A 24,767-nucleotide genomic window follows, 5' to 3' on the forward strand; every position below is an offset into this window, starting at 1 on the left:
CCGTGCGCGACGTCGGCACGTGCCGTACGCGGCAGAACGCCGGCCGGGTTGCCCAGCAACCCGGCCGGCGTTCACGTGGAGGCATGTCTGCGTCCCGCCCGCCGCGGCCGCACCGGACCGGACGGCGCGCTCAGGCGGCCGCTCCCTCCTCCGCCGGCTCCGCCACGGCCATCCGCGCCGGCAGGGTCTCCGGCAGCAGCGCGAAGCACCCGAGACTGAGCAGGGCGATCACGGTCAGATATGCGGCGACGCCCCACGGCGGACCGCTTCCGCCCGCCATCGCCGTGGCCACGATCGGTGTCAGCGCGCCGCCCAGGACTCCCGCCAGGTTGTAGCCGACGGCCGCGCCGGTGCACCGCACCCTCGGTTCGTACAGCTCCGGCAGATACGCAGCGACGACCGCGAACATGGTGATGAACGCCAGCAGGGCGCCCAGGAACCCGGCGAACATCAGCAGCGGCTCGGCGGTCTGCAGCAGCGCCACCATCGGGAACATCCACAGCGCGGTCGCGGTGCACCCGATGAGGCACAGCGGTCGCCGGCCGTAGCGGTCGCCGAGCATGGCCGCGAACGGCGTGGCGGCGCCCTTGATCGCCACGGCCGCCATGATGCACGTGAGCATCGCCGTCCGGCTGACGCCGAGCCGCTCGGTGCCGTACGCCAGGGACCAGGTGGACACGGCGTAGAAGACGGCGTATCCGACGGCCAGCGCCCCTGCGGTCAGCAGCACCAGGCGCCAGTGCCCGCGCAGCACCTCGGCCAGCGGCAGTCGGGCGGGCTCGGTGATCCGCCGGAACTGCGGGGTCTCCGCCAGCGAACTGCGCAGCAGCAGTCCGCCCGCCGCGAGCAGCCCCGCCGCCCAGAACGGCACCCGCCAGCCCCACTCCCGGAACTGTTCCTCGCTCAGCCCCGCGGACAGCGCCAGCATCACCCCGTTGGCCAGCAGGAATCCGACCGCCGGACCGATCTGCGGGAAGCTCGCCCACAGCCCGCGCCGCGCTGCGGGCGCGTGCTCGGCGGTCAGCAGCACGGCCCCGCCCCACTCGCCGCCGAGCCCGAGCCCCTGCAGAAAGCGCAGCACCAGGAGCAGTACGGGAGCGGTGACGCCGAGGGTCGCGTACGACGGCACACAGCCGACCAGGACCGTGGCCAGCCCGGTCAGCAGCAGCGAGGCGAACATGACCGGCCGTCGTCCGTACCGGTCGCCGACGTGGCCGAAGAGCACGGAACCGAGCGGACGCGCAACAAAGCCGACCGCGAACGTGCCGAAGGCGGCCAGCGTCCCCGCGAGCGGCGAGAACGTCGGAAAGAACAGCGGCCCGAGCACGAGCGCTGCGGCGGTGCCGTACACGAAGAAGTCGTAGAACTCCACGGCCGTCCCTGCGAGGGAGGCCGCGGCGAGCCGCGTCATGGAAACAGCGGGAGCGGATGCGGCGGGATCGGAAGCGTCGGGATCGGAAGCGTCGGGACGGGAAGTGCCGGGACCGGAAGCGTCTGGATCGGAAGCCGAGGAGGAGCCGGCGGAGGAACCAGAGGCCGAGCGAGCAGTCGGCGACGGAGCGTGACTTTTGCGCATGTCGCGCCAACTACCCGTGATCGCCCCTGGTTACGGGGGCGTACGGGGGCGCGACATGGATCCGCATCAGCGCCCGGCGGGCACTCACCAGCCGCGAGTGCGCCACTCCGGAAGGTGGGGCCGCTCGGCGCCCAGGGTCGTGTCGTTGCCGTGCCCCGGGTAGACCCAGGTCTCGTCGGCGAGCTCGTCGAAGAGCTTCGTCTCCACGTCGTGGATCAGGCTCGCGAATGCCTTGGGGTCCTTGTGGGTGTTGCCGACCCCGCCGGGGAAGAGGCAGTCACCGGTGAAGACGTGCGGGTGGCCGTGCGGGTCGTCGTAGACCAGGGCGATGGAGCCCGGGGTGTGTCCGATCAGGTGGCGGGCGGTGAGCTCGACCCGGCCGACCCGGATCGTGTCGCCGTCGTCGACCAGCACGTCGGTGGGCACCGGGATGCCCTCGGCGTCGTGACGGCCCGCGTACGTACGGGCCCCGGTGGCGTCCACCACCTCGGCCAGCGCCTGCCAGTGGTCCCCGTGCCGGTGCGTGGTGACGACGGACGTGATGCCGTCGTCACCGATCAACGTGAGCAGGGTCTCGGGCTCGTTGGCCGCGTCGATCAGCAGCTGCTCGCCGGTCGTCCGGCAGCGCAGCAGATAGGCGTTGTTGTCCATCGGTCCGACCGCGACCTTGGAGATCATCACGTCCTTGAGCTCGTGCACATCCGCAGGACCGCCGACCTTGACCGCTCCGCTGTATGTCATGGGGTCAGCGTACTCAGCCGACTACAGCGGCGGCAGCAGGGGAAGCGATCCGTCCGTGACTTCCAGGGCCGAGCCGTCGCGGCGGCCGGCCAGCCAGCCGAGCAGGTCGGGCGCCGGGCCCTTGACGGTGACCGGCCCGCCGTCGGCGCCGCCGCCCGTGCTCCACAACCGGCCGTCGTCGGCGACGACCGCGGTGGACGGTACGTCCCTGTGCCCGGCGAACCGCTCGGTGAGGAAGTCGATCTCGCGCGCCACGAAATCCGCCGGGAGGTCCTCCAGCTCGTAGCCGATGCCGAGGTCGACGTGGTGCAGCTCGACCTCGACGAGGCGCCGGAAGGGGATACGGGCCGCCGCGTCCTTCACCCCGTTGCGCAGCTCGACGGTGCGGGACCAGTCGGCGTCCGCGGCGCCTGCGGTCCGGAAGCGTTCGGCACTCTCGCGTACGTCCTCGAGCTGGACGGAGAGCGGTCTCGGCGCGTCCCGTTCGATGTCGGCGTCGCGTGCCTCGCCGCTCACGTACATGGGACGGCCTTCGAGAACGTTGACGAGCGCGTCCGCGTTACGGGCGAGATGGGCGAGGACGTAGCCGCGGCTCCAGCCGGTGAGCCGTGACGGCTCGGCGACCGCCGCGTTGTCCAGTTCGGCGGCTGCGCGCAGCAACCGGTCGGTCGCCTCACGCACGGCGGTCAGGTCGCGCACAGGATCGATCATGGGGAAGACGATAGCCCCGCCACACGTTCGGGTGAAGGTGGTGGAGCCTGCCCGGAAATCGAATGCGCGTGCTATAGGCTCGGTAGAGGCATCCTTGGTAGTCAGGCATTCATCCGTCCGGCCGTCATCGATCTGGCGGCGCCCCTAGCCTGGAGCAGTCCGGGACCGGGGGCGGTGCCCCCGCTTCTTCACGACCTCTCTCAAGACTCAAGAAAGGTGCGGACCCGGCGTGGCCGACCGTCTCATCGTCCGTGGCGCTCGCGAGCACAACCTCAAGAACGTCTCGCTCGACCTCCCGCGTGACTCACTCATCGTCTTCACCGGGCTCTCGGGGTCGGGCAAGTCGTCTCTCGCGTTCGACACGATCTTCGCCGAGGGACAGCGTCGGTACGTCGAGTCGCTGTCCTCGTACGCCCGTCAGTTCCTCGGGCAGATGGACAAGCCGGACGTCGACTTCATCGAGGGCCTCTCCCCGGCCGTCTCGATCGACCAGAAGTCCACCTCGCGCAACCCGCGCTCCACCGTCGGCACGATCACCGAGGTCTACGACTACCTCCGGCTGCTCTTCGCCCGGATCGGCAAGCCGCACTGCCCCGAGTGCGGCCGTCCCATCTCGCGCCAGTCGCCGCAGGCCATCGTGGACAAGGTGCTGGAGCTGCCCGAGGGCAGCCGCTTCCAGGTGCTCTCGCCGCTCGTGCGCGAGCGCAAGGGGGAGTTCGTCGACCTCTTCTCCGACCTCCAGACCAAGGGCTATGCGCGCGCCAGGGTCGACGGGCAGACCGTCCAGCTCACCGAGCCGCCCAAGCTGAAGAAGCAGGAGAAGCACACCATCGAGGTGGTCGTCGACCGCCTCACCGTCAAGGAGAGCGCCAAGCGCCGGCTCACCGACTCGGTCGAGACCGCGCTCGGTCTGTCGGGCGGCATGGTCGTGCTCGACTTCGTCGACCTCCCCGAGGACGACCCCGAGCGCGAGCGGATGTACTCGGAGCATCTGTACTGCCCGTACGACGACCTGTCGTTCGAAGAGCTGGAGCCCCGCTCCTTCTCCTTCAACTCGCCCTTCGGCGCCTGCCCGGACTGCACCGGCATCGGTACACGCATGGAGGTCGACCCCGACCTGCTCGTCCCCGACGAGGAGCGGTCGCTCGACGAGGGCGCGATCCACCCGTGGTCCCACGGCCACACCAGGGAGTACTTCGGGCGGCTGATCGGCGGGCTCGCCCAGGCGCTCGGCTTCAGCACGGACATGCCGTGGGCCGGCCTGCCCCAGCGTGCCAGGAAGGCCCTGCTGTACGGGCACAAGACCCAGGTCGAGGTCCGCTACCGGAACCGGTACGGGCGGGAGCGGGCGTACACCACCCCGGCCTTCGAGGGCGCGGTCGAGTTCGTCCGGCGGCGGCACAGCGAGGCCGAGAGCGACGCCAGCCGTGAGCGCTTCGAGGGCTACATGCGCGAGGTGCCCTGCCCCACCTGTCAGGGCACGCGACTCAAGCCGATCGTCCTCGCGGTCACGGTCATGGAGAAGTCCATCGCCGAGGTCTCCGCGATGTCGATCAGCGAGTGCGCCGAGTTCCTCGGCGAGCTCAGGCTCAATGCCCGGGACAAGAAGATCGCCGAGCGGGTGCTGAAGGAGGTCAACGAGCGGCTGCGCTTCCTGGTCGACGTCGGCCTCGACTACCTCTCGCTGAACCGCGCGGCGGGCACACTCTCCGGCGGCGAGGCGCAGCGCATCCGGCTCGCCACGCAGATCGGCTCCGGGCTGGTGGGCGTGCTGTACGTGCTGGACGAGCCGTCCATCGGACTCCACCAGCGCGACAACCACCGGCTCATCGAGACGCTCGTCCGGCTGCGGGACATGGGTAACACGCTGATCGTCGTGGAGCACGACGAGGACACCATCAAGACCGCCGACTGGGTCGTCGACATCGGCCCGGGCGCCGGTGAGCACGGCGGCAAGGTCGTCCACTCCGGACCGTTGAAGGCGCTCCTGGACAACGAGGAGTCGATGACCGGGCTGTATCTGTCGGGGAAGAAGTCCATCCCGACGCCGGACGTCCGGCGCCCCATGGACCCGACCCGCCGGCTGACGGTGCACGGCGCCCGGGAGAACAACCTCCGCGACATCGACGTGTCGTTCCCGCTCGGGGTCTTCACGGCCGTCACCGGAGTCTCCGGCTCCGGGAAGTCGACCCTGGTCAACGACATCCTGTACACCCATCTGGCGCGCGAGCTGAACGGGGCCAAGTCGGTGCCCGGGCGGCACACGCGCGTGGACGGCGACGATCTCGTCGACAAGGTCGTGCACGTGGACCAGTCGCCCATCGGCCGTACGCCCCGCTCCAACCCGGCGACGTACACCGGCGTCTTCGACCACGTCCGCAGGCTCTTCGCCGAGACGATGGAGGCGAAGGTGCGCGGCTATCTGCCCGGCCGCTTCTCCTTCAACGTCAAGGGCGGGCGGTGCGAGAACTGCTCGGGTGACGGCACCATCAAGATCGAGATGAACTTCCTGCCGGATGTGTACGTCCCGTGCGAGGTCTGCCACGGCGCGCGCTACAACCGGGAGACCCTGGAGGTCCACTACAAGGGCAAGTCGATCGCCGAGGTCCTGGACATGCCGATCGAGGAGGCCCTGCACTTCTTCGAGGCCGTCCCGACGATCGCCCGCCACCTGAAGACGCTGAACGAGGTGGGTCTCGGGTACGTCAGGCTCGGGCAGTCCGCACCGACGCTGTCGGGTGGTGAGGCGCAGCGCGTCAAGCTGGCGAGCGAGCTCCAGAAGCGGTCCACGGGCCGCACGGTCTACGTCCTCGACGAGCCGACCACCGGTCTGCACTTCGACGACATCTCGAAGCTGATCAAGGTGCTGTCCAACCTGGTCGACAAGGGCAACACGGTGATCGTCATCGAGCACAACCTGGACGTCGTCAAGACCGCGGACTGGGTCGTCGACATGGGCCCCGAGGGCGGCAGCGGCGGTGGCCTCGTCATCGCCGAGGGGACTCCGGAGGAGGTCGCGGGCGTCCCCGCGAGCCACACCGGCAAGTTCCTGCGCGACATCCTCAGCGCGGAGCGCATCAGCGACGCGGTGCCGCCGCAGTCACGCAAGACGGCGGCGAAGAAGGCCGCGGCCAGGAAGACGGTCTCGGCCAACTCCACCGCGGTGAGCAAGAAGACGGTGACGGCGAACGCGACCCCGGTGAAGAAGCAGGCCACCTCGCGCGCCCGCGCGCGCAAGGCCTGACTTTTGGCCCGTCGCCGGCCCCGCCCCTCACCCTGGGGCGGCAGGTCCGGCGACGGGCCGGCGGGGTCTGGGGGACGAGTCCTCGGGCCCCGTGGCTTTCAGGCGCGTCAGGAAGCGGGTCGGCTCGGGAGTTCCGGGGCTCGCCCCGAGGATCACCCCAGCTCCGACCCGTACGGGGGCTCCGCTCCCGTACGGGAGCACGTCACCGCCGCGGCGCGGGCCGCGAAGGTGAGGACCGCGGACCAGGCGGCGGCGTCGAAGGCACGCACGGCCCCGGGGGAGAGGGCGTCGCGTCGCCCCAGGACGTGCAGCAGAGCCGCGTTCACCGTGTCGCCCGCCCCTATCGTGTCGGCGACGGTCACCGCCGCCGCGGGGACGGAGGCTTCCACGCCGTCCCGGGTGAACACGGTGAGTCCTCGCTCACCGCGGGTGAGCACCACCGCGGCCGGGCCCTTCGCCAGCCACTCTTCAGGTGAGCCCCCCAGCCACTTCGCGTCGTCCTCGGAGAGCTTCAGCAGCGACACCGAGGGGAGCCAGCCGTCGAAGCGGGCACGGTACGCGTCCGGGTCCGCGATCAGCCCCGGGCGGATGTTCGGATCGAGCAGGGTGAAGACCCCGCGCGCCGCCTCGCGCAGCAGGAGCGCCTCGTACGCGCTCGCGCCCGGCTCCAGTACCAGTGAGCACGTCCCCAGCGCCAACGCCCGCACCGCTGGCGGGAGTTCGGGCGGCAGCTCGAAGAGCCGGTCCGCGCTCCCCGCGGCGTAGAAGCCGTACCCCGCAGAGCCGCCCGCCCCGATCGCCGCGACCGCGAGCGTCGTCGGCTCCGGCCCGCGCTGCACCAGCGACGTCCCGGCGCCCGCCGCACGCAGCCCGCCGAGCAACGCTTCCCCGAAGCCGTCCGTGGAGATGCGGGAGCAGAAGGTGACGGGCGTGCCCAGCCGCGCGAGCGCCACGGCCGTGTTGTACGGGCCACCGCCGAGCCGTGGCAGCAACGGGGGCAGCGGCTCACCGTCGACCGCCGCCCGCTGTGGGACCAGGTCGATCAGGGACTCACCGGCGATGACGATCACGGCTGAAAACGTAACCCATGGTTCCGGTCGGACGACAGTGCGCCCAGGGCTCCCGGCCCGCCGGGACCGAGCCGGGCTCGAGCCGGGTTCGACCCTGCACGGCCCGGCCTTCCGGGGCCCGCCCCGGGCACCCCGCCCCGGCCGCAGGTGCCGCGATCTGCGCCGGTATCGTCGGGTCTGTCGCCGACGCCGATGCCGACGCACCCGCCCCGACCAGTGGAGACTTCATGCCCGGCCAGCCCGCAGCCCGCCGTACCGTGCTGAAAGGCGCTGCCCTCGCCGGGGCCGCCGGGCTGGGGGTAGCCGCCTGCTCCACCGAGTCCAAGCTCGGCCATGCCCAGGTCCCGACCCCGACCGCACCCGTCGATCTCGGCGCCGCGGACGCGGTCCCGGTCGGCGGCGCCAAGCTCTACCGCGAGCAGCGGGTCGTCGTGCACTGCCCGGCCAAGGGCGAGTACAAGGCGTTCAGCGCCCAGTGCACCCACGCCGGCTGCCTCCTGGACAAGGTGGAGGGCACCGAGGGCAACTGCCCCTGCCACGGCAGCCGCTTCGACGTCACCACCGGCGAGGCCCTCCGGGGTCCGGCGACCGTACCGCTGCCGGAGGTCCCGGTCACCGTGCGGGACGGAAAGCTCGTCGCGGGCCCGGACGCGTAACCACCCGTAAACGACCACCGGCGCGAAGGGCGCCCTGCCTGCTCCCGCACCGCCTTCCCCGGCGGGTCACGGCCTCCCACGGCGGGCCCCGGTTGTCGTTGGCCGCCAGTAGGGTGGGCGGCATGGCAGACCCCTCCAGCTACCGTCCCCAGCCGGGGCAGATCCCCGACTCGCCAGGGGTCTACAAGTTCCGTGACGAGCACCGCCGGGTGATCTACGTCGGCAAGGCGAAGAGCCTGCGCCAGCGTCTCGCCAACTACTTCCAGGACCTGGCGGGTCTGCACCCGCGCACGCGCACGATGGTCACGACCGCGGCCTCCGTGGAGTGGACGGTCGTCTCCACCGAGGTGGAGGCGCTGCAGCTGGAGTACTCCTGGATCAAGGAGTTCGACCCCCGCTTCAACGTCAAGTACCGGGACGACAAGAGCTATCCCTATCTCGCGGTGACGATGAACGAGGAGTTCCCGCGCGTCCAGGTCATGCGCGGGGCCAAGCGGAAGGGCGTTCGCTACTTCGGTCCGTACGGGCACGCGTGGGCGATCCGCGAGACCGTCGACCTGATGCTCCGGGTGTTTCCCGTGCGGACCTGCTCCGCAGGGGTGTTCAAGAACGCCACCCGGACCGGCCGCCCCTGCCTGCTCGGGTACATCGGCAAGTGCTCGGCGCCCTGTGTGGAACGGGTCACCCCGGAGGAGCACCGCGAACTGGCCGAGCAGTTCTGCGACTTCATGGCCGGTCGTACCGGCACGTACATCCGCCGCCTCGAGAAGGACATGATGGCGGCGGCCGAGGAGATGGAGTACGAGCGGGCGGCCCGGCTCCGCGACGACATAGAGGCCCTGAAGCGGGCCATGGAGAAGAACGCCGTCGTGCTGGCCGATGCCACCGACGCCGACCTGATCGCGGTCGCCGAGGACGAGCTGGAGGCCGCCGTCCAGATCTTCCACGTCCGCGGCGGGCGCGTGCGCGGCCAGCGCGGCTGGGTCACCGACAAGGTCGAGGCGGTCGACACCGCGGGACTGGTCGAGCACGCACTGCAGCAGCTCTACGGGGAGGAGAGCGGCGACGCCGTCCCCAAGGAGGTCCTCGTCCCGGCCCTCCCCGAGGATGTCGACGCGGTCACCCAGTGGCTGAGCGGTCGGCGCGGGGCGAACGTCTCGCTGCGCATCCCGCAGCGCGGCGACAAGAAGGACCTGATGGCGACGGTCGAGCGCAACGCGCAGCAGGCCCTCGTCCTGCACAAGACGAGGCGCGCCAGCGATCTGACCACCCGCTCCCGCGCCCTGGAGGAGATCGCGGAGGCGCTGGACCTGGACTCGGCGCCGCTGCGGATCGAGTGCTTCGACATCTCGCACCTGCAGGGCGAGGACGTCGTCGCGTCCATGGTCGTCTTCGAGGACGGGCTGCCCCGCAAGAGCGAGTACCGGCGCTTCCAGATCAAGGGCTTCGAGGGCCAGGACGACGTCCGCTCGATGCACGAGGTGATCAGCAGGCGCTTCAAGCGCTATCTGGCCGAGAAGGAGAAGACGGGGGAATGGGGTCTCCCCGCCGAAGGCAGGGGACGGTCGGCCGAGGGCGGCGAGGTGGCGGCGGACGAGGGCAACGGCAAGCCGAAGCGGTTCGCCTACCCTCCCCAGCTCGTGCTCGTCGACGGCGGCCGGCCGCAGGTCGCGGCGGCCCAGCGGGCCCTGGACGAGCTGGGCATCGACGATGTCGCCGTGTGCGGCATCGCGAAGCGGATGGAGGAGGTCTGGCTGCCGGACGAGGGCGACCCGGTCGTGCTCCCGCGCTCCAGCGAGGGGCTCTACCTCATCCAGCGCGTCCGTGACACGGCTCACGACTTCGCGATCCGCTACCAGCGCTCCAAGCGCACCAAGCGGCTGCGCAGCAGCCCGCTGGACGCCGTGCCCGGCCTCGGCGAGACCCGCAAGCAGGCTCTGATCAAGCACTTCGGCTCGGTGAGGCGGCTGCGGCAGGCGACAATCGAGCAGATCTGCGAGGTGCCGGGCATGGGCAGGAAGACGGCCGAGTCCCTCGTCGTGGCCCTCTCCCAGGCGGCCCCGGCCGCGCCCGCCGTGAACACGGCGACAGGAGAGATCATTGAAGAGGAAGCGGACGACGGGGTTCCGGCAGCACGCACGACCGAGGACGGGGGAAGCACGGAATGACCGCTCAGGACAGAACCGGGCAGCAGGACGGTGCTGAGCAGCAGGACGGCACCGGATCGCCAGGCGGTGCTGAGCAGCACAAGCGCGCCGACCAGCAGGGAATCGCCGGTCGGCACGGCCGCGCAGACCGAGAAGAACACGGAGCAGGAGACGTGAGTACGGCAACGACCGAGGCCGGGCAGGCCGCCGAGGCGGCCATCCCCGAGCTGGTCATCATCTCCGGTATGTCGGGCGCGGGCCGCAGCACTGCGGCCAAGTGCCTGGAGGACCTCGGCTGGTTCGTCGTCGACAACCTGCCACCCGCTCTGATCCCCACGATGGTGGAGCTCGGCGCACGGTCCCAGGGCAACGTGGCCCGTATCGCCGTCGTCGTGGACGTCCGCGGCCGGCGGTTCTTCGACAACCTCCGCGAGTCGCTCGCGGACCTCGACGCCAAGCAGGTCACCCGTAGGATCGTCTTCCTGGAGTCGTCCGACGAGGCCCTCGTGCGCCGTTTCGAGTCCGTGCGCCGCCCGCACCCGCTGCAGGGCGACGGCCGGATCGTCGACGGCATCGCCGCCGAGCGGGATCTCCTGCGGGAGCTGCGCGGCGACGCCGATCTCGTGATCGACACCTCCAGCCTCAACGTCCACGAACTGCGCGCGAAGATGGACGCCCAGTTCGCCGGCGACGAGGAGCCGGAGCTGCGGGCCACGGTCATGTCGTTCGGCTACAAGTACGGCCTGCCGGTCGACGCCGACCTCGTGGTGGACTGCCGCTTCCTGCCGAACCCGCACTGGGTCCCGGAGCTGCGCCCCTTCACCGGCCTCAACGAGGAGGTGTCGGCCTACGTCTTCGACCAGCCGGGCGCCAAGGAGTTCCTCAACCAGTACACCGAGCTGCTGCAGCTGATCGCCGCGGGCTACCGGCGCGAGGGCAAGCGGTACGTGACGATCGCCGTCGGCTGCACCGGCGGCAAGCACCGCTCGGTCGCCATGTCCGAGAAGCTCGCCGCCCGCCTCGGCTCCGAGGGGATCGAGACCGTCGTCGTCCACCGGGACATGGGGCGCGAGTGACCGGACGTACTCTCCGTCTGCGCCGGCTGCGGGGCAGCGATGCGCTCCGCGCAGGCCGCAGACGCGGCGCACAGCCCAAGGTCGTCGCCCTCGGCGGCGGGATGGGGCTGTCCGCGTCGCTCGCGGCACTGCGGCGGATCACCGGCGACCTCACCGCGGTCGTCACCGTCGCCGACGACGGCGGCTCCAGCGGCCGGCTTCGTGAGGAGCTCGGCGTGCTGCCTCCCGGCGACCTCCGCAAGGCGCTCGCGGCGCTGTGCGGCGACGACGACTGGGGGCAGACCTGGTCGAGGGTCATCCAGCACCGCTTCCAGTCGCACGGCGAGCTGCACGAGCACGCGGTCGGCAATCTGCTGATCGTGGCCCTGTGGGAGCAGCTCGGCGACCATGTGCAGGCCCTGGACCTGGTCGGCAGGCTGCTCGGCGCGCACGGCAGGGTGCTGCCCATGTCGGCCGTCCCGCTGGAGCTGCAGGCGCTGGTCAAGGGCCATGATCCGGCACAGCCCGACGAGGTGGGGACGGTCCGGGGGCAGGCGACCGTGGCGCTCACGCCCGGCGAGGTGCAGTCCGTGCACCTCGTGCCGAACGACCCGCCGGCGGTCCCGGAGGCCGTCGCGGCCGTCCTCGACGCCGACTGGGTCGTGCTCGGTCCCGGCTCCTGGTTCTCGTCGGTGATCCCGCATCTTCTGGTCCCCGAGCTGCTGGACGCGTTGGTCGAGACGAAGGCCCGCCGCGTGCTGTCCCTCAACCTGGCGCCGCAGCCCGGAGAAACGGAAGGCTTCTCCCCGCAGCGTCATTTGGAGGTTTTGGGACGACACGCCCCTAAACTCGCCCTGGACGTGGTGCTGGCCGACGAGGCCGCCGTGCCCGACCGCGAGTCCCTCGCCGTCGCCGCCGAGCGGTTCGGTGCCGCGGTCGAGCTGGCGCCGGTGGCCCGGCCCGACGGAGCTCCGAAGCACGATCCGGAGCTCCTGGCCGCCGCGTACGACCGTATTTTTCGGATGCATGGAAGGATCGGCCCATGGCGATGACGGCAGCGGTGAAGGACGAAATCTCCCGGCTCCCCGTCACCCGGACCTGCTGCAGAAAGGCGGAGGTCTCGGCGATCCTTCGGTTCGCGGGCGGGCTGCACCTGGTCAGCGGCCGCATCGTGATCGAGGCGGAGCTGGACACGGGGATCGCGGCGCGCAGGCTCCGCAAGGACATCCTGGAGATCTTCGGGCACTCCTCGGACCTCGTGGTGATGGCTCCCGGCGGACTGCGGCGCGGCTCGCGCTACGTCGTACGGGTCGTGGCGGGCGGTGACCAGCTGGCCCGGCAGACCGGGCTCGTCGACGGCCGGGGCCGCCCCATCCGCGGACTGCCCCCGCAGGTCGTCTCGGGCGCCACGTGCGACGCCGAGGCGGCCTGGCGCGGGGCCTTCCTGGCGCACGGCTCGCTCACCGAGCCCGGCCGCTCCTCCTCGCTGGAGGTGACCTGCCCCGGCCCGGAGGCCGCGCTGGCGCTGGTCGGGGCCGCTCGCCGGCTCTCCATCGCCGCGAAGGCCCGTGAGGTGCGCGGGGTCGACCGGGTCGTGGTCCGTGACGGGGACGCCATCGGCGCGCTGCTCACCAGGCTCGGCGCCCACGAGTCGGTGCTGGCCTGGGAGGAGCGGCGGATGCGCCGCGAGGTCCGCGCCACCGCCAACCGCCTCGCCAACTTCGACGACGCCAACCTCCGCCGCTCGGCCCGCGCCGCGGTGGCCGCCGGTGCCCGGGTGCAGCGCGCTCTGGAGATCCTCGGCGAGGAGGTGCCCGAGCACCTCGCCGCCGCGGGCCGGCTGCGCATGGAGCACAAGCAGGCGTCGCTGGAGGAGCTGGGCGCCCTCGCGGATCCGCCGCTGACGAAGGACGCGGTCGCGGGCCGCATCCGCCGCCTCCTGGCGATGGCCGACAAGCGAGCCCAGGACCTCGGCATCCCGGGCACGGAGTCCAACCTCACCGAGGAGATGGCCGACGGGCTCGTCGGATGACGGCCGGCCCGCGTCCGTGACGGCCGGGCCACCCGAGTCCCTCCGCGACAGCGGTCACCGTTGTCCCTCCGAAGAGTGAATTTTGCCGCTGCCGGCGCCCATTGGGGCGTCGGCAGCGGCGTGTCGCCGGCCCCCCGGGCATCTTGACATGATCATGAACAGTCATGAGCCTGGCATCTGTTTTCTTTCGCGACAGACGAAAGCAAGGGGGGCCAATGAGACGAAGAGCGAGATCGATCCTCGCCGCGACCTCACTCCTGATCGCCGGCCTGGCGGCTGCACCGCTCGCCCAGGCCGACCAGGGCGGAGAGGACGAAGGACTCTCCGTATGGCATGCGGAAGTCACCAAGGCGCAAGTGCCGCTGCTCCTCGCGGCCGGTGCCGACGGACATGAACTGACCGAGCAGGTGCCCGACAAGGGCACCGCCACCATCGAGATGTACCTCACCGACGACCAGGCCGGTCAGCTCCGCGGCCAGGGCGTGGACATCAGCGAGCACACGGTCTCCGCCACGGCGCAGAAGCGCGTCGCGGCCGCCGGGGACGGCGTCTTCCGCCCCTACGGCGGCAAAGGCGGCCTCAAGGAGGAGATTCTCGCCGCCGCCGCGGCCAACCCCTCCATCACCAAGGTCGTCAGCATCGGCAAGAGCCTCAAGGGCCAGGACATCCTCGCCCTCAAGCTCACCAAGGGCGCCAAGAAGTACCACGACGGGGCCAAGCCGGCCACCCTCTACCTCTCCAACCAGCACGCCCGCGAGTGGATCACCCCCGAGATGACCCGCCGGCTGCTCCACCACTACCTGGCCAACTACGGCAAGGATCCGCGCATCACCGGCATCGTGGACTCCAGCGAGCTGTGGTTCGTGCTCTCCGCCAACCCCGACGGCTACGACTACACGCACGCGCCCGACGGCGACCGCCAGTGGCGCAAGAACCTCCGCGACAACAACCGCGACGGAAAGATCGCCCCCGGCGACGGCGTCGACCTCAACCGCAACTTCTCCTACAAGTGGGGCTACGACAACGAGGGTTCGTCCCCCGACCCCGCCGACGAGACCTACAGGGGCACGGTCCCCGCCTCCGAGCCCGAGACCAGGGCCATCGACGCCTTCCAGAAGCGGATCGGCTTCGAGTACGGCATCAACTACCACTCCGCCGCCCAGCTGCTGCTCTACGGAGTGGGCTGGCAGGTCGGCACACCGACCCCCGACGACGTCCTCTACGAGTCCCTCGCCGGTACGCCGCAGAATTCCGCCGTGCCCGGCTACCGCCCGCAGCTCTCCTCGGAGCTCTACACCACCAACGGCGAGGCCGACGGCCACGCGGCCAACGTCAACGGGATGATGATGTTCACCCCCGAGATGTCGACCTGCGCGACCGCGTCCAGGATCGACCCGAACGACCCCTGGGAGCCGGCCGACTGCGCCTCCGTCTTCACCTTCCCCGACGACGAGAAGCTGATCCAGCAGGAGTTCGCCAAGAACATCCCGTTCGCGCTCGCCGTCGCCGAGACCGCCGCCCACCCCGACCAGCCCTCGTCCCCGGTCGGCATCGAGGCCCCGGACTTCACCCCGGACGCCTTCTCGGTCTCGTACGCCCGAGGGGACCAGGAAGTCTCCGTCACCGCCCGCAAGTCGCTGCGCGACAAGGAGCTCAACTACCGCGTCAACGGCGGCCGTACGCACGACGAGGACCTGAAGCCGTGGAAGGGCGGCGACATCTACGGCGGCGAGGACAACATCCGCTTCGACCAGTACCGCGCCGAGGTCGAGGACACCGGGCCGGGCGACAAGGTCGAGGTCTGGTTCACCGGCCGCACGCGCGACGGCAAGCGGGTCTCCAGCACCCCGTTCACGTACACCGTCACCGAACGGCCGCGCGGCGCCGACACCCTCGTCCTCGCGGAGGAGGGCGCCCCGGCCGCGCACCTCGCCACGTACACCCGGGCGCTCGCCGACAACGGCCGCAAGGCCGCCGTCTGGGACGTCGCCACCCAGGGCACCCCGCACGCACTCGGCGTGCTGTCCCACTTCAGGACCGTCGTCTGGTACACCGGCTCCGGCAGGCCGTCCGGCCCGGTGATGTTCGCCGTCCGCGACTACGTCAACGAGGGCGGCAAGCTGATCAACGCCGGTGAGGAGAACGGCGGCAGCGTCAACATCGGCCGCGCCGAGTCGAACGACTTCGCCCAGTACTACCTCGGTGCGTACCACCGCGCCGGTCTGAAGAGCCCGCCCGGATTCGCCGGGACGGGACCCTTCGCCGGTACGAAGGCGGTCCTCGGCGACGCCGCGGACAACCCGTTGAACGCGGCGGGCGCTTACACCGTCACCTCCGACACCCTGAAGCCCGACCGGTTCCCGCAGTTCCGCAGCAGCTCCGCCGGTGACTACCCGGGCGTGCGGTCCCCCTTCGAGCCGTACGAAGGCACAGGCTTCGCCGCGGCCAGGCACAGCGACGACGCGTGGATGCGGCTCAGCCGGACCGTCGACCTGACCGGAACGGCGGCCTCGGCCGAGCCCAGCCTCCAGTTCCAGCTCAGCTACGACACGGAGGAGCACTACGACAACGTGGTCGTCGAGGCCCACACCGTCGGCCAGGACGACTGGACGACCCTGCCCGACGCCAACGGCGGCACCACCACCGAGACCCCCGCGGAATGCGACGCGGGCTTCTACATCGGCGGCCACCCCTTCCTGGCCCGCTACCTCACCATCGGAACCGACAGTTGCGCGCCGACCGGCACCACCGGCGCCTGGAACCGCTTCACCGGCAGCTCCAACGGCTGGCAGCCGGTCTCCGTCGACCTCAGCGCCTACGCGGGCAGGCAGGTCGAGCTGTCCATCTCCTACATCACCGACCCGGGCACCAGCGGCCTCGGTGTCTTCGCCGACGACACGCGCCTCGTCGTCGGCGGTACCCCGCAGGGCGCCGAGGGCTTCGAGACCTCCCTCGGACCGTGGAGCGTGACCGGACCGCCGGCGGGCAGCCCGGGCAACGGCTCCGACTGGGCGCGCTCACCCGCCCTCTTCCACTCCTACGCGTCCGTCACGACGCAGGACACCGTGCTCCTCGGCTTCGGCCTGGAGCATGTGAGGACCGCGGCCGAGCGCAAGCAGATCATCGGTAAGGCGCTCAGCGCGCTCCGGCGCTGACGCTGTGTAGTCGCACGGCACCGATGGCCCGTACTTGTCGGTAGGTACGGGTCATCGGTGGGCACCGTGAATACGGGCGCGCTCGATGTCACTCCGGCTGCCCGAGGGAGGTAGGGTCATAAGCGGTCGGGGACATCCCATACAGCTCGCCGGCGTCAAAAACCGGCGTACCAACGAGGAGATCGGTTCGTGACGATCCGCGTAGGCATCAACGGCTTTGGCCGCATCGGTCGTAACTACTTCCGCGCGCTGCTGGAGCAGGGTGCTGACATCGAGATCGTGGCTGTCAACGACCTGGGTGACACCGCGACCACTGCTCACCTTCTGAAGTACGACACCATCCTCGGCCGCCTCAAGGCGGACGTCAGCCACACCGCCGACACCATCACGGTCGACGGCCACACCATCAAGGTGCTCTCCGAGCGCAACCCGGCCGACATCCCCTGGGGTGAGCTGGGCGTCGACATCGTCATCGAGTCGACCGGCATCTTCACGAAGAAGGCCGACGCCGAGAAGCACATCGCCGGTGGCGCGAAGAAGGTCCTCATCTCGGCTCCGGCCAGCGACGAGGACATCACCATCGTCATGGGTGTGAACCACGACAAGTACGACACGGCCAAGCATCACGTCATCTCCAACGCCTCCTGCACCACCAACTGTGTGGCGCCGATGGCCAAGGTCCTCGACGAGAGCTTCGGCATCGTCAAGGGCATGATGACCACGGTCCACGCGTACACGAACGACCAGCGCATCCTGGACTTCCCGCACAAGGACCTGCGCCGCGCCCGTGCCGCCGCGGAGAACATCATCCCGACCTCCACCGGTGCCGCCAAGGCCACCGCGCTGGTCCTCCCGCAGCTCAAGGGCAAGCTGGACGGCATCGCCATGCGCGTCCCGGTTCCGACCGGGTCCGTCACCGACCTGGTCCTGGAGCTCGACCGCGAGGTCACCAAGGACGAGATCAACTCCGCTTTCCAGAAGGCCGCCGAAGGCCAGCTGAAGGGCATCCTGGATTACACCGAGGACCCGATCGTCTCCTCGGACATCGTCAACTGGCCGGCTTCCTGCACCTTCGACTCGAAGCTGACCATGGTTCAGGGCAAGCAGGTCAAGGTCGTCGGCTGGTACGACAACGAGTGGGGCTACTCCAACCGCCTCGTCGACCTGACGGTCTTCGTCGGCAACCAGCTCTGATCACGGGCCGGTAGGCACCTCGATGTGAGCACAGGGCTCGGGCAGCGCAACGATGCGCTGTACGAGCCCTGTCGCTTGTCCTCGACCCCTCTAGGAGTCATCACACATGAAGACGATCGACGAACTTCTCGCCGAAGGCGTCACCGGCAAGCGGGTGTTCGTCCGCGCCGACCTCAACGTGCCGCTCGACGGCACCGCCATCGCCGACGACGGCCGTATCCGCGCCGTACTGCCCACCGTGAAGGCGCTCGCCGACGCGGGCGCCCGGGTCGTCGTCGCCTCGCACCTGGGCCGCCCGAAGGGCGCCCCGGACCCGGCCTTCTCCCTCGCCCCGGCCGCCACGCGCCTCGGTGAACTGCTCGGCGCCGACGTGGCGTTCGCGACCGACACGGTCGGCGAGTCCGCCCGCAGTACCGTCGACGGCCTCGCCGACGGCCGGGTCGCCGTCATCGAGAACCTCCGCTTCAATGCCGGCGAGACGTCCACGGACGACGCCGAGCGGGGCGCCTTCGCCGAGCAGCTCGCCTCCCTCGCCGACGTGTACGTCGGCGACGGCTTCGGGGCCGTCCACCGCAAGCACGCCTCGGTGTACGACCTCCCGGCCCGGCTGCCGCACGCCGCCGGCTACCTCATCGCCACCGAGGTCGGCGTCCTGAAGAAGCTCACCGAGGACGTCAAGCGGCCGTACGTGGTCGTCCTCGGTGGCGCCAAGGTCTCCGACAAGCTCGCCGTCATCGACGAGCTCCTCGGCAAGGCCGACCGTCTGCTCATCGGCGGCGGCATGGCGTACACCTTCCTCAAGGCCAAGGGCTACGAGGTCGGCATCTCCCTCCTCCAGGAGGACCAGGTCCCGACCGTGACCGAGTACATGGAGCGCGCCGAGAAGCACGGCGTCGAGCTGGTGCTGCCGGTCGACACCCTGGCCTCGTCGGACTTCCCCGACCTGAAGACCAAGGCCCCGGCCGAGTTCATCACGGTCGACGCCGACAAGATCCCCTCCGACAAGGAGGGTCTGGACATCGGCCCGCGCACCCGCGAGCTGTACGCGTCCAAGATCGCCGACGCCGAGACCGTCTTCTGGAACGGCCCGCTGGGCGTCTTCGAGCACCCCGACTACGCGGGCGGCACCCGCGAGATGGCCCAGGCGCTCGTGGACAGCAACGCCTTCACCGTCGTCGGCGGTGGCGACTCGGCCGCCGCCGTCCGCACGCTCGGCTTCGACGAGAACGCATTCGGCCACATTTCGACCGGTGGCGGCGCCAGCCTCGAGTACCTCGAGGGCAAGACGCTGCCGGGCCTTGCCGCACTGGAGGACTGACCTACCGATGACCACCCGCACCCCGCTGATGGCGGGCAACTGGAAGATGAACCTCAACCACCTCGAGGCCATCGCCCACGTCCAGAAGCTCGCCTTCGCCCTCGCCGACAAGGACTACGACGCCGTCGAGGTCGCCGTCCTGCCCCCCTTCACCGATCTGCGCTCCGTGCAGACCCTGGTGGACGGCGACAAGCTCAAGATCAAGTACGGCGCCCAGGACCTCTCGGCGCACGACTCCGGCGCGTACACCGGTGAGATCTCGGGCCCGATGCTCGCCAAGCTGAAGTGCACCTACGTCGCCGTCGGTCACTCCGAGCGACGCCAGTACCACGGCGAGTCGGACGAACTCTGCAACGCCAAGGTGAAGGCCGCGTTCAAGCACGGTCTGACCCCGATCCTCTGCGTCGGCGAGGGCCTGGACGTCCGCAAGGCCGGCCAGCAGGTCCAGTACACGCTGAACCAGGTCGACGGCGGCCTGAAGGACGTCCCGGCCGACCAGGCCGAGTCCATCGTCATCGCGTACGAGCCCGTCTGGGCCATCGGCACCGGTGAGGTGGCCACCCCCGAGGACGCCCAGGAGGTCTGCGGGGCGATCCGCGGTCGGCTGGCCGAGCTGTACAGTCAGGAGCTGGCCGACAAGGTCCGGATCCAGTACGGCGGCTCCGTGAAGGCCGGGAACATCGCTGCGATCATGGCGCAGCCCGATGTGGACGGTGCCCTGGTCGGCGGTGCCTCGCTGAGCACGGACGAATTCGTCAAGATCGTCCGGTTCCGTGACCAGTGAGTAGGCCGTAGCGCCGATCCGTCGTACCCTTGCGGGGGCCGGGGCTTTCGGGCCCGGCCCCCGTCTCCTTGATCAGTTGTTCCGTTGTTGTCCAGTCCTGTCCCGTCCGAGGAAGTTGGTCCAGCCGTGGTTATGGGGTTCTCGATCACCCTGATCGTCTTCAGCCTGCTGCTGATGCTGCTGGTGCTGATGCACAAGGGGAAGGGCGGCGGCCTCTCCGACATGTTCGGTGGCGGAATGCAGTCGTCCGTCGGCGGTTCCTCGGTCGCCGAGCGCAACCTCGACCGCATCACCATCGTCGTCGCTCTGATGTGGTTCGCGTGCATTGTCGTACTTGGTCTGCTGCTGAAGATGGGCAGCTGACGCACTTCGGGCGTCCCGGGGGTGGGGGTGTAACTCCAATCACTGGACGCGCGTTGGGCCTTACGTAGACTGGGGCATCTTCGAGCACCATCACGCAGGGAGTTACAACCGTGGCAAGTGGCAACGCGATCCGGGGAAGCCGGGTCGGAGCGGGGCCGATGGGGGAGGCCGAGCGGGGCGAGTCCGCACCGCGTCTCCGCATCTCCTTCTGGTGCTCGAACGGGCACGAGACACAGCCCAGCTTCGCCAGTGACGCACAGGTTCCGGAGAGCTGGGACTGCCCGCGCTGCGGGTTCCCGGCCGGTCAGGACCGGGACAACCCCCCGGACCCGCCGCGCACCGAGCCGTACAAGACGCATCTGGCGTATGTGCGGGAGCGGCGCAGCGACGCGGACGGCGAGGCGATCCTCGCCGAGGCGCTGGCCAAGCTCCGGGGCGAGATCTGAGCACTCGAGGCTCGGCCGACCTCCAGCCGCTGACAACGGGCCCGGCCCGCTGAGGAATCCTGGATTCCTGAGCGGGCCGGGCCCGGACGCGTTTCAGCGGTGCCGTGTGCGTACGGCGTGAGCGTCGCCGATGTGTGCGGTCAAAGCGAGCGAGGCGGTGGCCCGCTCGTAGGTCAGCTGGGCCACCCGCGCGAAGAGGCAGTCGAGAATCAGCAGCACCGAGTGCCGGGTGCCGAAGCCGCCGCGCCGGAAGCTGGTCTCCGCCGAGGTCGAGGTGAGATGGACCGATGCCGCGGTGGCGATGGGCGAGCGAGGGTCGCCGGTGACGGCCACGGTCGTGGCGCCCCGCTCGGCAGCGAGCTGCAGAGGGCTCAGGACCTCGCGGGTTGCGCCGGAGTGCGACAGGGCCACGACGGTGTCGGCGGGCGTCAGAAGAGCGGCTGAGGTCTCCGCCGCATGCACCTCGGTCCAGCCCCGGGCGGCGCAGCCGATGCCGAAGAGCCGGGCCTCCGTCTCCCGCGCCACGATGCCGGACGCGCCCACTCCGTACACATCGATGCGACGGGCGCGGGCGACGGCCAGCGCGGCGCGTTCCAGCGCGTCCCGGTCGAGGCTCTCCACGGTCTGCCGCAGGGCCTGCTGATCGGCCTGGGCGACGACCGCGACGACATGGTCCAGCGGGTCGTCCGGGCCGATTCCGGGGCCGAGAGGACGTTCGTCGACGGCCTGGCCCCCCTGCTCCTTGGCCAGTTCGAGCAGGAGGTGCTGGTACGAGTCGAGGCCGAGCGCCCGGCAGAAACGGGTCACGGAGGCCTGGGACGTGCCGGTCCGGCGGCCGAGTTCGGCGGCGGAGGCGAGGGTCACGCCCTGCGGGTCGGCCAGGACGTGCTCGCCGATCTTGCGCAGCGAGCCCGTCATCCGTGGCAGCGCGGAACGGATCAGTGCGGTGATCACGGCTGCTCCTCTCCGTCGTCCGGCGCTCGGGGGATTGTTTCCGGTGAATCTATCAACCACGATGCGGACCCATGAGCGATTCCATCAGCCGCCTGGTCATCGGCATCGACGCGGGCGGTACCCGAGTCCGCGCGCGACTGGCCGACGCGCGGGGCGGCACCGTCATCGGCGAGGGCACGGGCGGGCCGGGCAACGCGATGAGCGTCGGGCGCGACGCCCTCACCCGCCATCTCACCGCCGCCCTCACCGGGGCCGTTCCGTCCGGGCTCGGCGGCTCGGTCGCCGCGGTCGTGGGCGGATTCGCCGGCGGGTCGACCGGCGGCGGTCCCGGCAAGGGACGCGACCTCGCTCTGAGCTGCCTCGCCGACGCACTCGGGGCAGTGGGTGCTGCTCCCGCGGCCCTGGAGGTGGTCGGGGACGCGGACGTCGCCTTCGCATCGGGGCCGGGGGCGCCTGCCGACGGGATCGTCGTCATCGCCGGCACCGGCGCGACCGGGGCGCGGATGGCGGGCCGCCGGACGGTGCGCACGGCCGACGGGGACGGCTGGCTGCTGGGCGACGCCGGGAGCGGTTTCTGGCTGGGCCGCGAGGCGCTGACCGCGGTGCTGAGGGCGCTCGACGGGCGTGGCCCGCGGACCGGGCTGGTGGAGCCGCTGCTCGCACACTGCCTGGGGTACGAGGAAGGCCTGCCGGAGTCCTGGGAGGGGCGCAGGACGCTCCGGGAACGCATCATCGGATACGCCTTCGAGGGGCACCCGGTGCAGCTCGCGGCGCTGAGCCCCTTCGTGGTGGCGGCGGCGGGGGCCGGCGACGAGGTGGCCCGGGCGCTGCTCGACCGCGCCGCGGACGAACTGGCTGCCACGGTGGGCGCGTTGGCTCCTCGTCCCGGAGAGCCGCTGGTCACGACCGGTGGCCTGCTCGGACCGCAAGGGCCGCTGCTGGAGCGGCTGGCCGTGCGTACGGCGGAGTTGGGGCTGAGGCCCGAGCCCGTGGCGGACGGCGCTGCCGGAGCGGTGGCGCTCGCGCGGCTCTTGACGTGAGTCCACACTGCTGATTCATTGAACCGGGTGGCGCGCGAGAAAGTGAATCGTTGAGTCATCGAGTCGGCGATTCGTTGACGCACGCAGTGAACCGGCCCATGCAACGAACCAGCCCATGCAACGAACCGGCCGTCGCCGGTGACCTCAGGGAGTCCTGTCATGCCGCAGTCGCAGCACGGTCCGCGCGCACAGCTCGGCGCCGACCTCTTCGTCGAGCAGGGACGCGCGGCCTTCGAGCGGGCGGTCGAGGCCAACAAGTACTCGGTGATGGCGGCGGCCCGGCTCGTCGCGGACTGCGTCGCCGCGGACGGCGTCGTCCACGCCTTCGGCACCGGTCACTCGCAGGCCGCCGCGCTGGAGGTCGCGGGCCGGGCCGGCGGGCTCGTCCCCACCAGCCGGATCTCCCTCGCCGACCTCGTGCTCCGCGGTGGCGAGGACCGCTCCGTGCTCAAGGACCCGCTGCTGGAGCGCTCCCCGGGCCTCGCCGCGCGGCTCTACGCCCTGGCCACGCCACGCCCGCAGGACATGTTCGTGATCATCTCCAACTCGGGCGTCAACAACTCGATCGTCGACATGGCGCTCCATGTGAAGAGCGCCGGCCATCCACTGGTCGCCCTCACCTCGCTGGAGCACACCAACTCCGTACCGGCACTGCACAGCAGCGGCAAGCGGCTCGCCGACCTCGCCGACGCCGTGCTCGACAACTGCGCGCCCACCGGCGACGCCCTCCTCCCGCTGCCCGACGGCAACGCCCTGTGCGGCGTCTCCACGCTCACCTCCTCGCTCCTGATCCAGATGACCGTCGCCGAGGCCGTCGCCCTGCTCACCGCCGAGGGCCACGAGGCCCCCGTGTACGTCTCCGCCAACGTGCCCGGCGGGTACGAGCGGAACGACGTGCTCGAGGCCCGCTACGAGGGGCGGCTGCACCGCGGCGGCCACTGATCCGGGGGCATTGTCAGTGCCCTCCTCTACGGTCGTGCCCGGTGGACGACCAACGGCCGTAGGGGGGCACCGTGACGACAGCGGAGGCAGCGGGTGCTGCCCGGACGGCGCCGGCATGGCGCGGCGGATTCGGGCGGCTGTGGACGGCGGCGGTCGTGTCGAAATTCGGCGACGCGCTGCGTACGGCCGCGATGCCGCTGTTGGCCGCCTCGCTCACCGACGACCCGTTGCTCATCGCCTCGGTGACGGCCTGCGGCTATCTGCCGTGGCTGCTGTTCGGGCTGCTCGGCGGGGCCGTCGCCGACCGGGTCGACCAGCGGCGGGCCATGTGGGCCGTGGATCTGCTGCGGGGCGGGCTGATGGCCGCGTTCGCGGTCGCCGTGGCCCTCGGCCACGTCTCGATCGCCGTGCTGATCGCGGTGGCCTTCGCCCTCACCGCGCTCCAGACCCTGTTCGACAACGCGGCGACGGCCCTGCTGCCGTCCCTGGTGCCGGGCGAGGCGCTCGGCAGCGCCAATGCCCGGCTGCAGACCGGGCAGCAGATGGCGGGCACCTTCCTGGCAGGGCCACTGGTGCCGGTGCTGCTCATCGCGGGCGCGGCCGTGCCGTACGCGGCGGACGCGGCGACCTATCTGCTGGCGGCACTCCTGGTGGCCTCGCTGCGGGGCGCGGGCCCCGAGCGGCAGCCCCGCAAGGCGGGTTCCACGCTGCGGGCCGAGATCGCCGAGGGCATACGCGCGCTGTGGCGTGACCGGGCACTGCGTTCCCTGTGCACCGCCACCACACTCTGCAACATCGGGATGGGCGCGCTCATCGCCACGCTCGTCCTGCACGTCACCGGCTGGCTCGACGCGGGCAACGGCGGCTATGCCGCGGTCGTCACGGCGTACGGCGCGGGAAGCGTCGTCGGCGGCCTGCTCGCCCGGCGGATATCCGAACGGATCGGCAGGCTGCGCGGCGTGTTCCTGGCCGGGACCGTGCAGACCGGCTGCCTCGTCGCCATGGGAACGGTCCGCGAGCTGTGGGTGACGGCCGTGGCGCTGGCGCTCTTCGGCCTCATGGGACTGGTGTGGAACGCCAATCAGGTGACGCTGATGCAGGAGCGCAGCCCCGACGGCATGCTGGGCCGCATCAGCTCCGCCTTCCGCACGCTCGCGATCGCCGGGGCGCCGCTCGGGGCGCTGCTCGGCGGTGCGTCGGCGGCGGCCTGGGGCCTGAACACACCCGCACTGCTGGCGGCCGGACTGTTCACCCTCGCCGTCACGTCTTTGGCCACCCAGATCAATTAGGTTGGTGGGGCAGCGGGGCACGCAGGCAGGCACGAGAAGAAGTGGGCTGA

General features: G+C 70.8%; 20 protein-coding genes. 15 read left to right on the forward strand and 5 right to left on the reverse strand.

Annotated elements, in window-relative coordinates:
- Nucleotides 1–130: 130 nt before the first annotated feature.
- From ACWCP0_RS05705 to ACWCP0_RS05715, 3 genes are all read right to left on the reverse strand, one after another.
- A complete protein-coding gene (locus ACWCP0_RS05705; protein WP_451077594.1) occupies nucleotides 131–1,411 on the reverse strand; it encodes an MFS transporter in 1,281 nt (426 codons plus the stop codon).
- A 249-nt stretch (nucleotides 1,412–1,660) separates the two neighbouring features.
- Nucleotides 1,661–2,317: an MBL fold metallo-hydrolase gene (locus tag ACWCP0_RS05710; protein ID WP_451077595.1), complete on the reverse strand. Its 657-nt coding sequence runs from the start codon at nucleotides 2,315–2,317 to the stop codon at nucleotides 1,661–1,663.
- Nucleotides 2,318–2,338: 21 nt separating this feature from the next.
- Complete coding sequence (locus ACWCP0_RS05715; RefSeq protein ID WP_451077596.1) at nucleotides 2,339–3,028, reverse strand: maleylpyruvate isomerase family mycothiol-dependent enzyme; 690 nt, start codon at nucleotides 3,026–3,028, stop codon at nucleotides 2,339–2,341.
- A 229-nt stretch (nucleotides 3,029–3,257) separates the two neighbouring features.
- Between ACWCP0_RS05715 and uvrA the strand changes: the two genes are divergently transcribed.
- Nucleotides 3,258–6,272, forward strand: coding sequence for an excinuclease ABC subunit UvrA (gene uvrA / locus ACWCP0_RS05720; RefSeq protein WP_451077597.1), 3,015 nt, complete (start codon nucleotides 3,258–3,260; stop codon nucleotides 6,270–6,272).
- 152 nt (nucleotides 6,273–6,424) lie between these two features.
- Here uvrA and ACWCP0_RS05725 read toward each other — a convergent pair whose 3' ends face one another.
- The gene (locus tag ACWCP0_RS05725; protein ID WP_451077598.1) at nucleotides 6,425–7,342 is read right to left on the reverse strand and encodes a carbohydrate kinase family protein; all 918 of its coding nucleotides are present in this window, start codon (nucleotides 7,340–7,342) and stop codon (nucleotides 6,425–6,427) included.
- A 227-nt stretch (nucleotides 7,343–7,569) separates the two neighbouring features.
- On the opposite strand from ACWCP0_RS05725, the gene ACWCP0_RS05730 reads away from it, so the two are divergent.
- The 11 genes from ACWCP0_RS05730 to ACWCP0_RS05780 all read left to right on the forward strand — a co-directional run bounded on the left by ACWCP0_RS05730 (nucleotide 7,570) and on the right by ACWCP0_RS05780 (nucleotide 20,492).
- Nucleotides 7,570–7,998 carry a Rieske (2Fe-2S) protein gene (locus tag ACWCP0_RS05730; protein ID WP_451077599.1) on the forward strand — a complete coding sequence of 143 codons (429 nt, stop codon included), beginning with the start codon at nucleotides 7,570–7,572 and terminating at the stop codon, nucleotides 7,996–7,998.
- Between the two features lie 122 nt (nucleotides 7,999–8,120).
- Nucleotides 8,121–10,166 (forward strand): excinuclease ABC subunit UvrC, encoded by a 2,046-nt coding sequence (gene uvrC, locus ACWCP0_RS05735; protein WP_451077600.1) that lies wholly within the window; start codon nucleotides 8,121–8,123, stop codon nucleotides 10,164–10,166.
- 152 nt (nucleotides 10,167–10,318) lie between these two features.
- Nucleotides 10,319–11,221 (forward strand): RNase adapter RapZ, encoded by a 903-nt coding sequence (rapZ, locus tag ACWCP0_RS05740; RefSeq protein ID WP_351225371.1) that lies wholly within the window; start codon nucleotides 10,319–10,321, stop codon nucleotides 11,219–11,221.
- Entirely contained in the window at nucleotides 11,218–12,252 is a 1,035-nt protein-coding gene (locus tag ACWCP0_RS05745; protein WP_351225369.1) for a gluconeogenesis factor YvcK family protein, read from the forward strand. The genes rapZ and ACWCP0_RS05745 overlap by 4 nt, the downstream gene beginning before the upstream one ends.
- A complete protein-coding gene (gene whiA, locus ACWCP0_RS05750; RefSeq protein WP_093653140.1) occupies nucleotides 12,243–13,232 on the forward strand; it encodes a DNA-binding protein WhiA in 990 nt (329 codons plus the stop codon). Before ACWCP0_RS05745 ends, whiA begins: the two co-directional genes overlap by 10 nt.
- Nucleotides 13,233–13,447: 215 nt before the next feature.
- Nucleotides 13,448–16,387 carry a M14 family zinc carboxypeptidase gene (locus tag ACWCP0_RS05755; RefSeq protein ID WP_451077601.1) on the forward strand — a complete coding sequence of 980 codons (2,940 nt, stop codon included), beginning with the start codon at nucleotides 13,448–13,450 and terminating at the stop codon, nucleotides 16,385–16,387.
- Nucleotides 16,388–16,576: 189 nt separating this feature from the next.
- On the forward strand, nucleotides 16,577–17,581 hold the full coding sequence (gene gap, locus ACWCP0_RS05760) for a type I glyceraldehyde-3-phosphate dehydrogenase (protein ID WP_451077602.1): 1,005 nt from the start codon (nucleotides 16,577–16,579) through the stop codon (nucleotides 17,579–17,581).
- A gap of 106 nt (nucleotides 17,582–17,687) precedes the next feature.
- The gene (locus ACWCP0_RS05765) at nucleotides 17,688–18,899 is read left to right on the forward strand and encodes a phosphoglycerate kinase (RefSeq protein WP_451077603.1); all 1,212 of its coding nucleotides are present in this window, start codon (nucleotides 17,688–17,690) and stop codon (nucleotides 18,897–18,899) included.
- A gap of 7 nt (nucleotides 18,900–18,906) precedes the next feature.
- Nucleotides 18,907–19,683 carry a triose-phosphate isomerase gene (tpiA, locus tag ACWCP0_RS05770; RefSeq protein WP_451077604.1) on the forward strand — a complete coding sequence of 259 codons (777 nt, stop codon included), beginning with the start codon at nucleotides 18,907–18,909 and terminating at the stop codon, nucleotides 19,681–19,683.
- Between the two features lie 126 nt (nucleotides 19,684–19,809).
- Nucleotides 19,810–20,046: a preprotein translocase subunit SecG gene (gene secG / locus ACWCP0_RS05775; protein WP_451077605.1), complete on the forward strand. Its 237-nt coding sequence runs from the start codon at nucleotides 19,810–19,812 to the stop codon at nucleotides 20,044–20,046.
- A gap of 110 nt (nucleotides 20,047–20,156) precedes the next feature.
- A complete protein-coding gene (locus tag ACWCP0_RS05780) occupies nucleotides 20,157–20,492 on the forward strand; it encodes an RNA polymerase-binding protein RbpA (protein ID WP_351225356.1) in 336 nt (111 codons plus the stop codon).
- Nucleotides 20,493–20,585: 93 nt separating this feature from the next.
- Here ACWCP0_RS05780 and ACWCP0_RS05785 read toward each other — a convergent pair whose 3' ends face one another.
- Nucleotides 20,586–21,446 (reverse strand): MurR/RpiR family transcriptional regulator, encoded by an 861-nt coding sequence (locus ACWCP0_RS05785; protein WP_451077606.1) that lies wholly within the window; start codon nucleotides 21,444–21,446, stop codon nucleotides 20,586–20,588.
- Between the two features lie 71 nt (nucleotides 21,447–21,517).
- On the opposite strand from ACWCP0_RS05785, the gene ACWCP0_RS05790 reads away from it, so the two are divergent.
- From ACWCP0_RS05790 to ACWCP0_RS05800, 3 genes are all read left to right on the forward strand, one after another.
- A complete protein-coding gene (locus tag ACWCP0_RS05790) occupies nucleotides 21,518–22,486 on the forward strand; it encodes an N-acetylglucosamine kinase (protein ID WP_451077607.1) in 969 nt (322 codons plus the stop codon).
- Nucleotides 22,487–22,645: 159 nt separating this feature from the next.
- Nucleotides 22,646–23,428: a sugar isomerase domain-containing protein gene (locus ACWCP0_RS05795; RefSeq protein ID WP_451077608.1), complete on the forward strand. Its 783-nt coding sequence runs from the start codon at nucleotides 22,646–22,648 to the stop codon at nucleotides 23,426–23,428.
- A 71-nt stretch (nucleotides 23,429–23,499) separates the two neighbouring features.
- Nucleotides 23,500–24,717 (forward strand): MFS transporter, encoded by a 1,218-nt coding sequence (locus ACWCP0_RS05800; RefSeq protein WP_451077609.1) that lies wholly within the window; start codon nucleotides 23,500–23,502, stop codon nucleotides 24,715–24,717.
- Nucleotides 24,718–24,767: the final 50 nt, after the last annotated feature.

Source organism: Streptomyces sp. NPDC001970 (assembly GCF_053594115.1).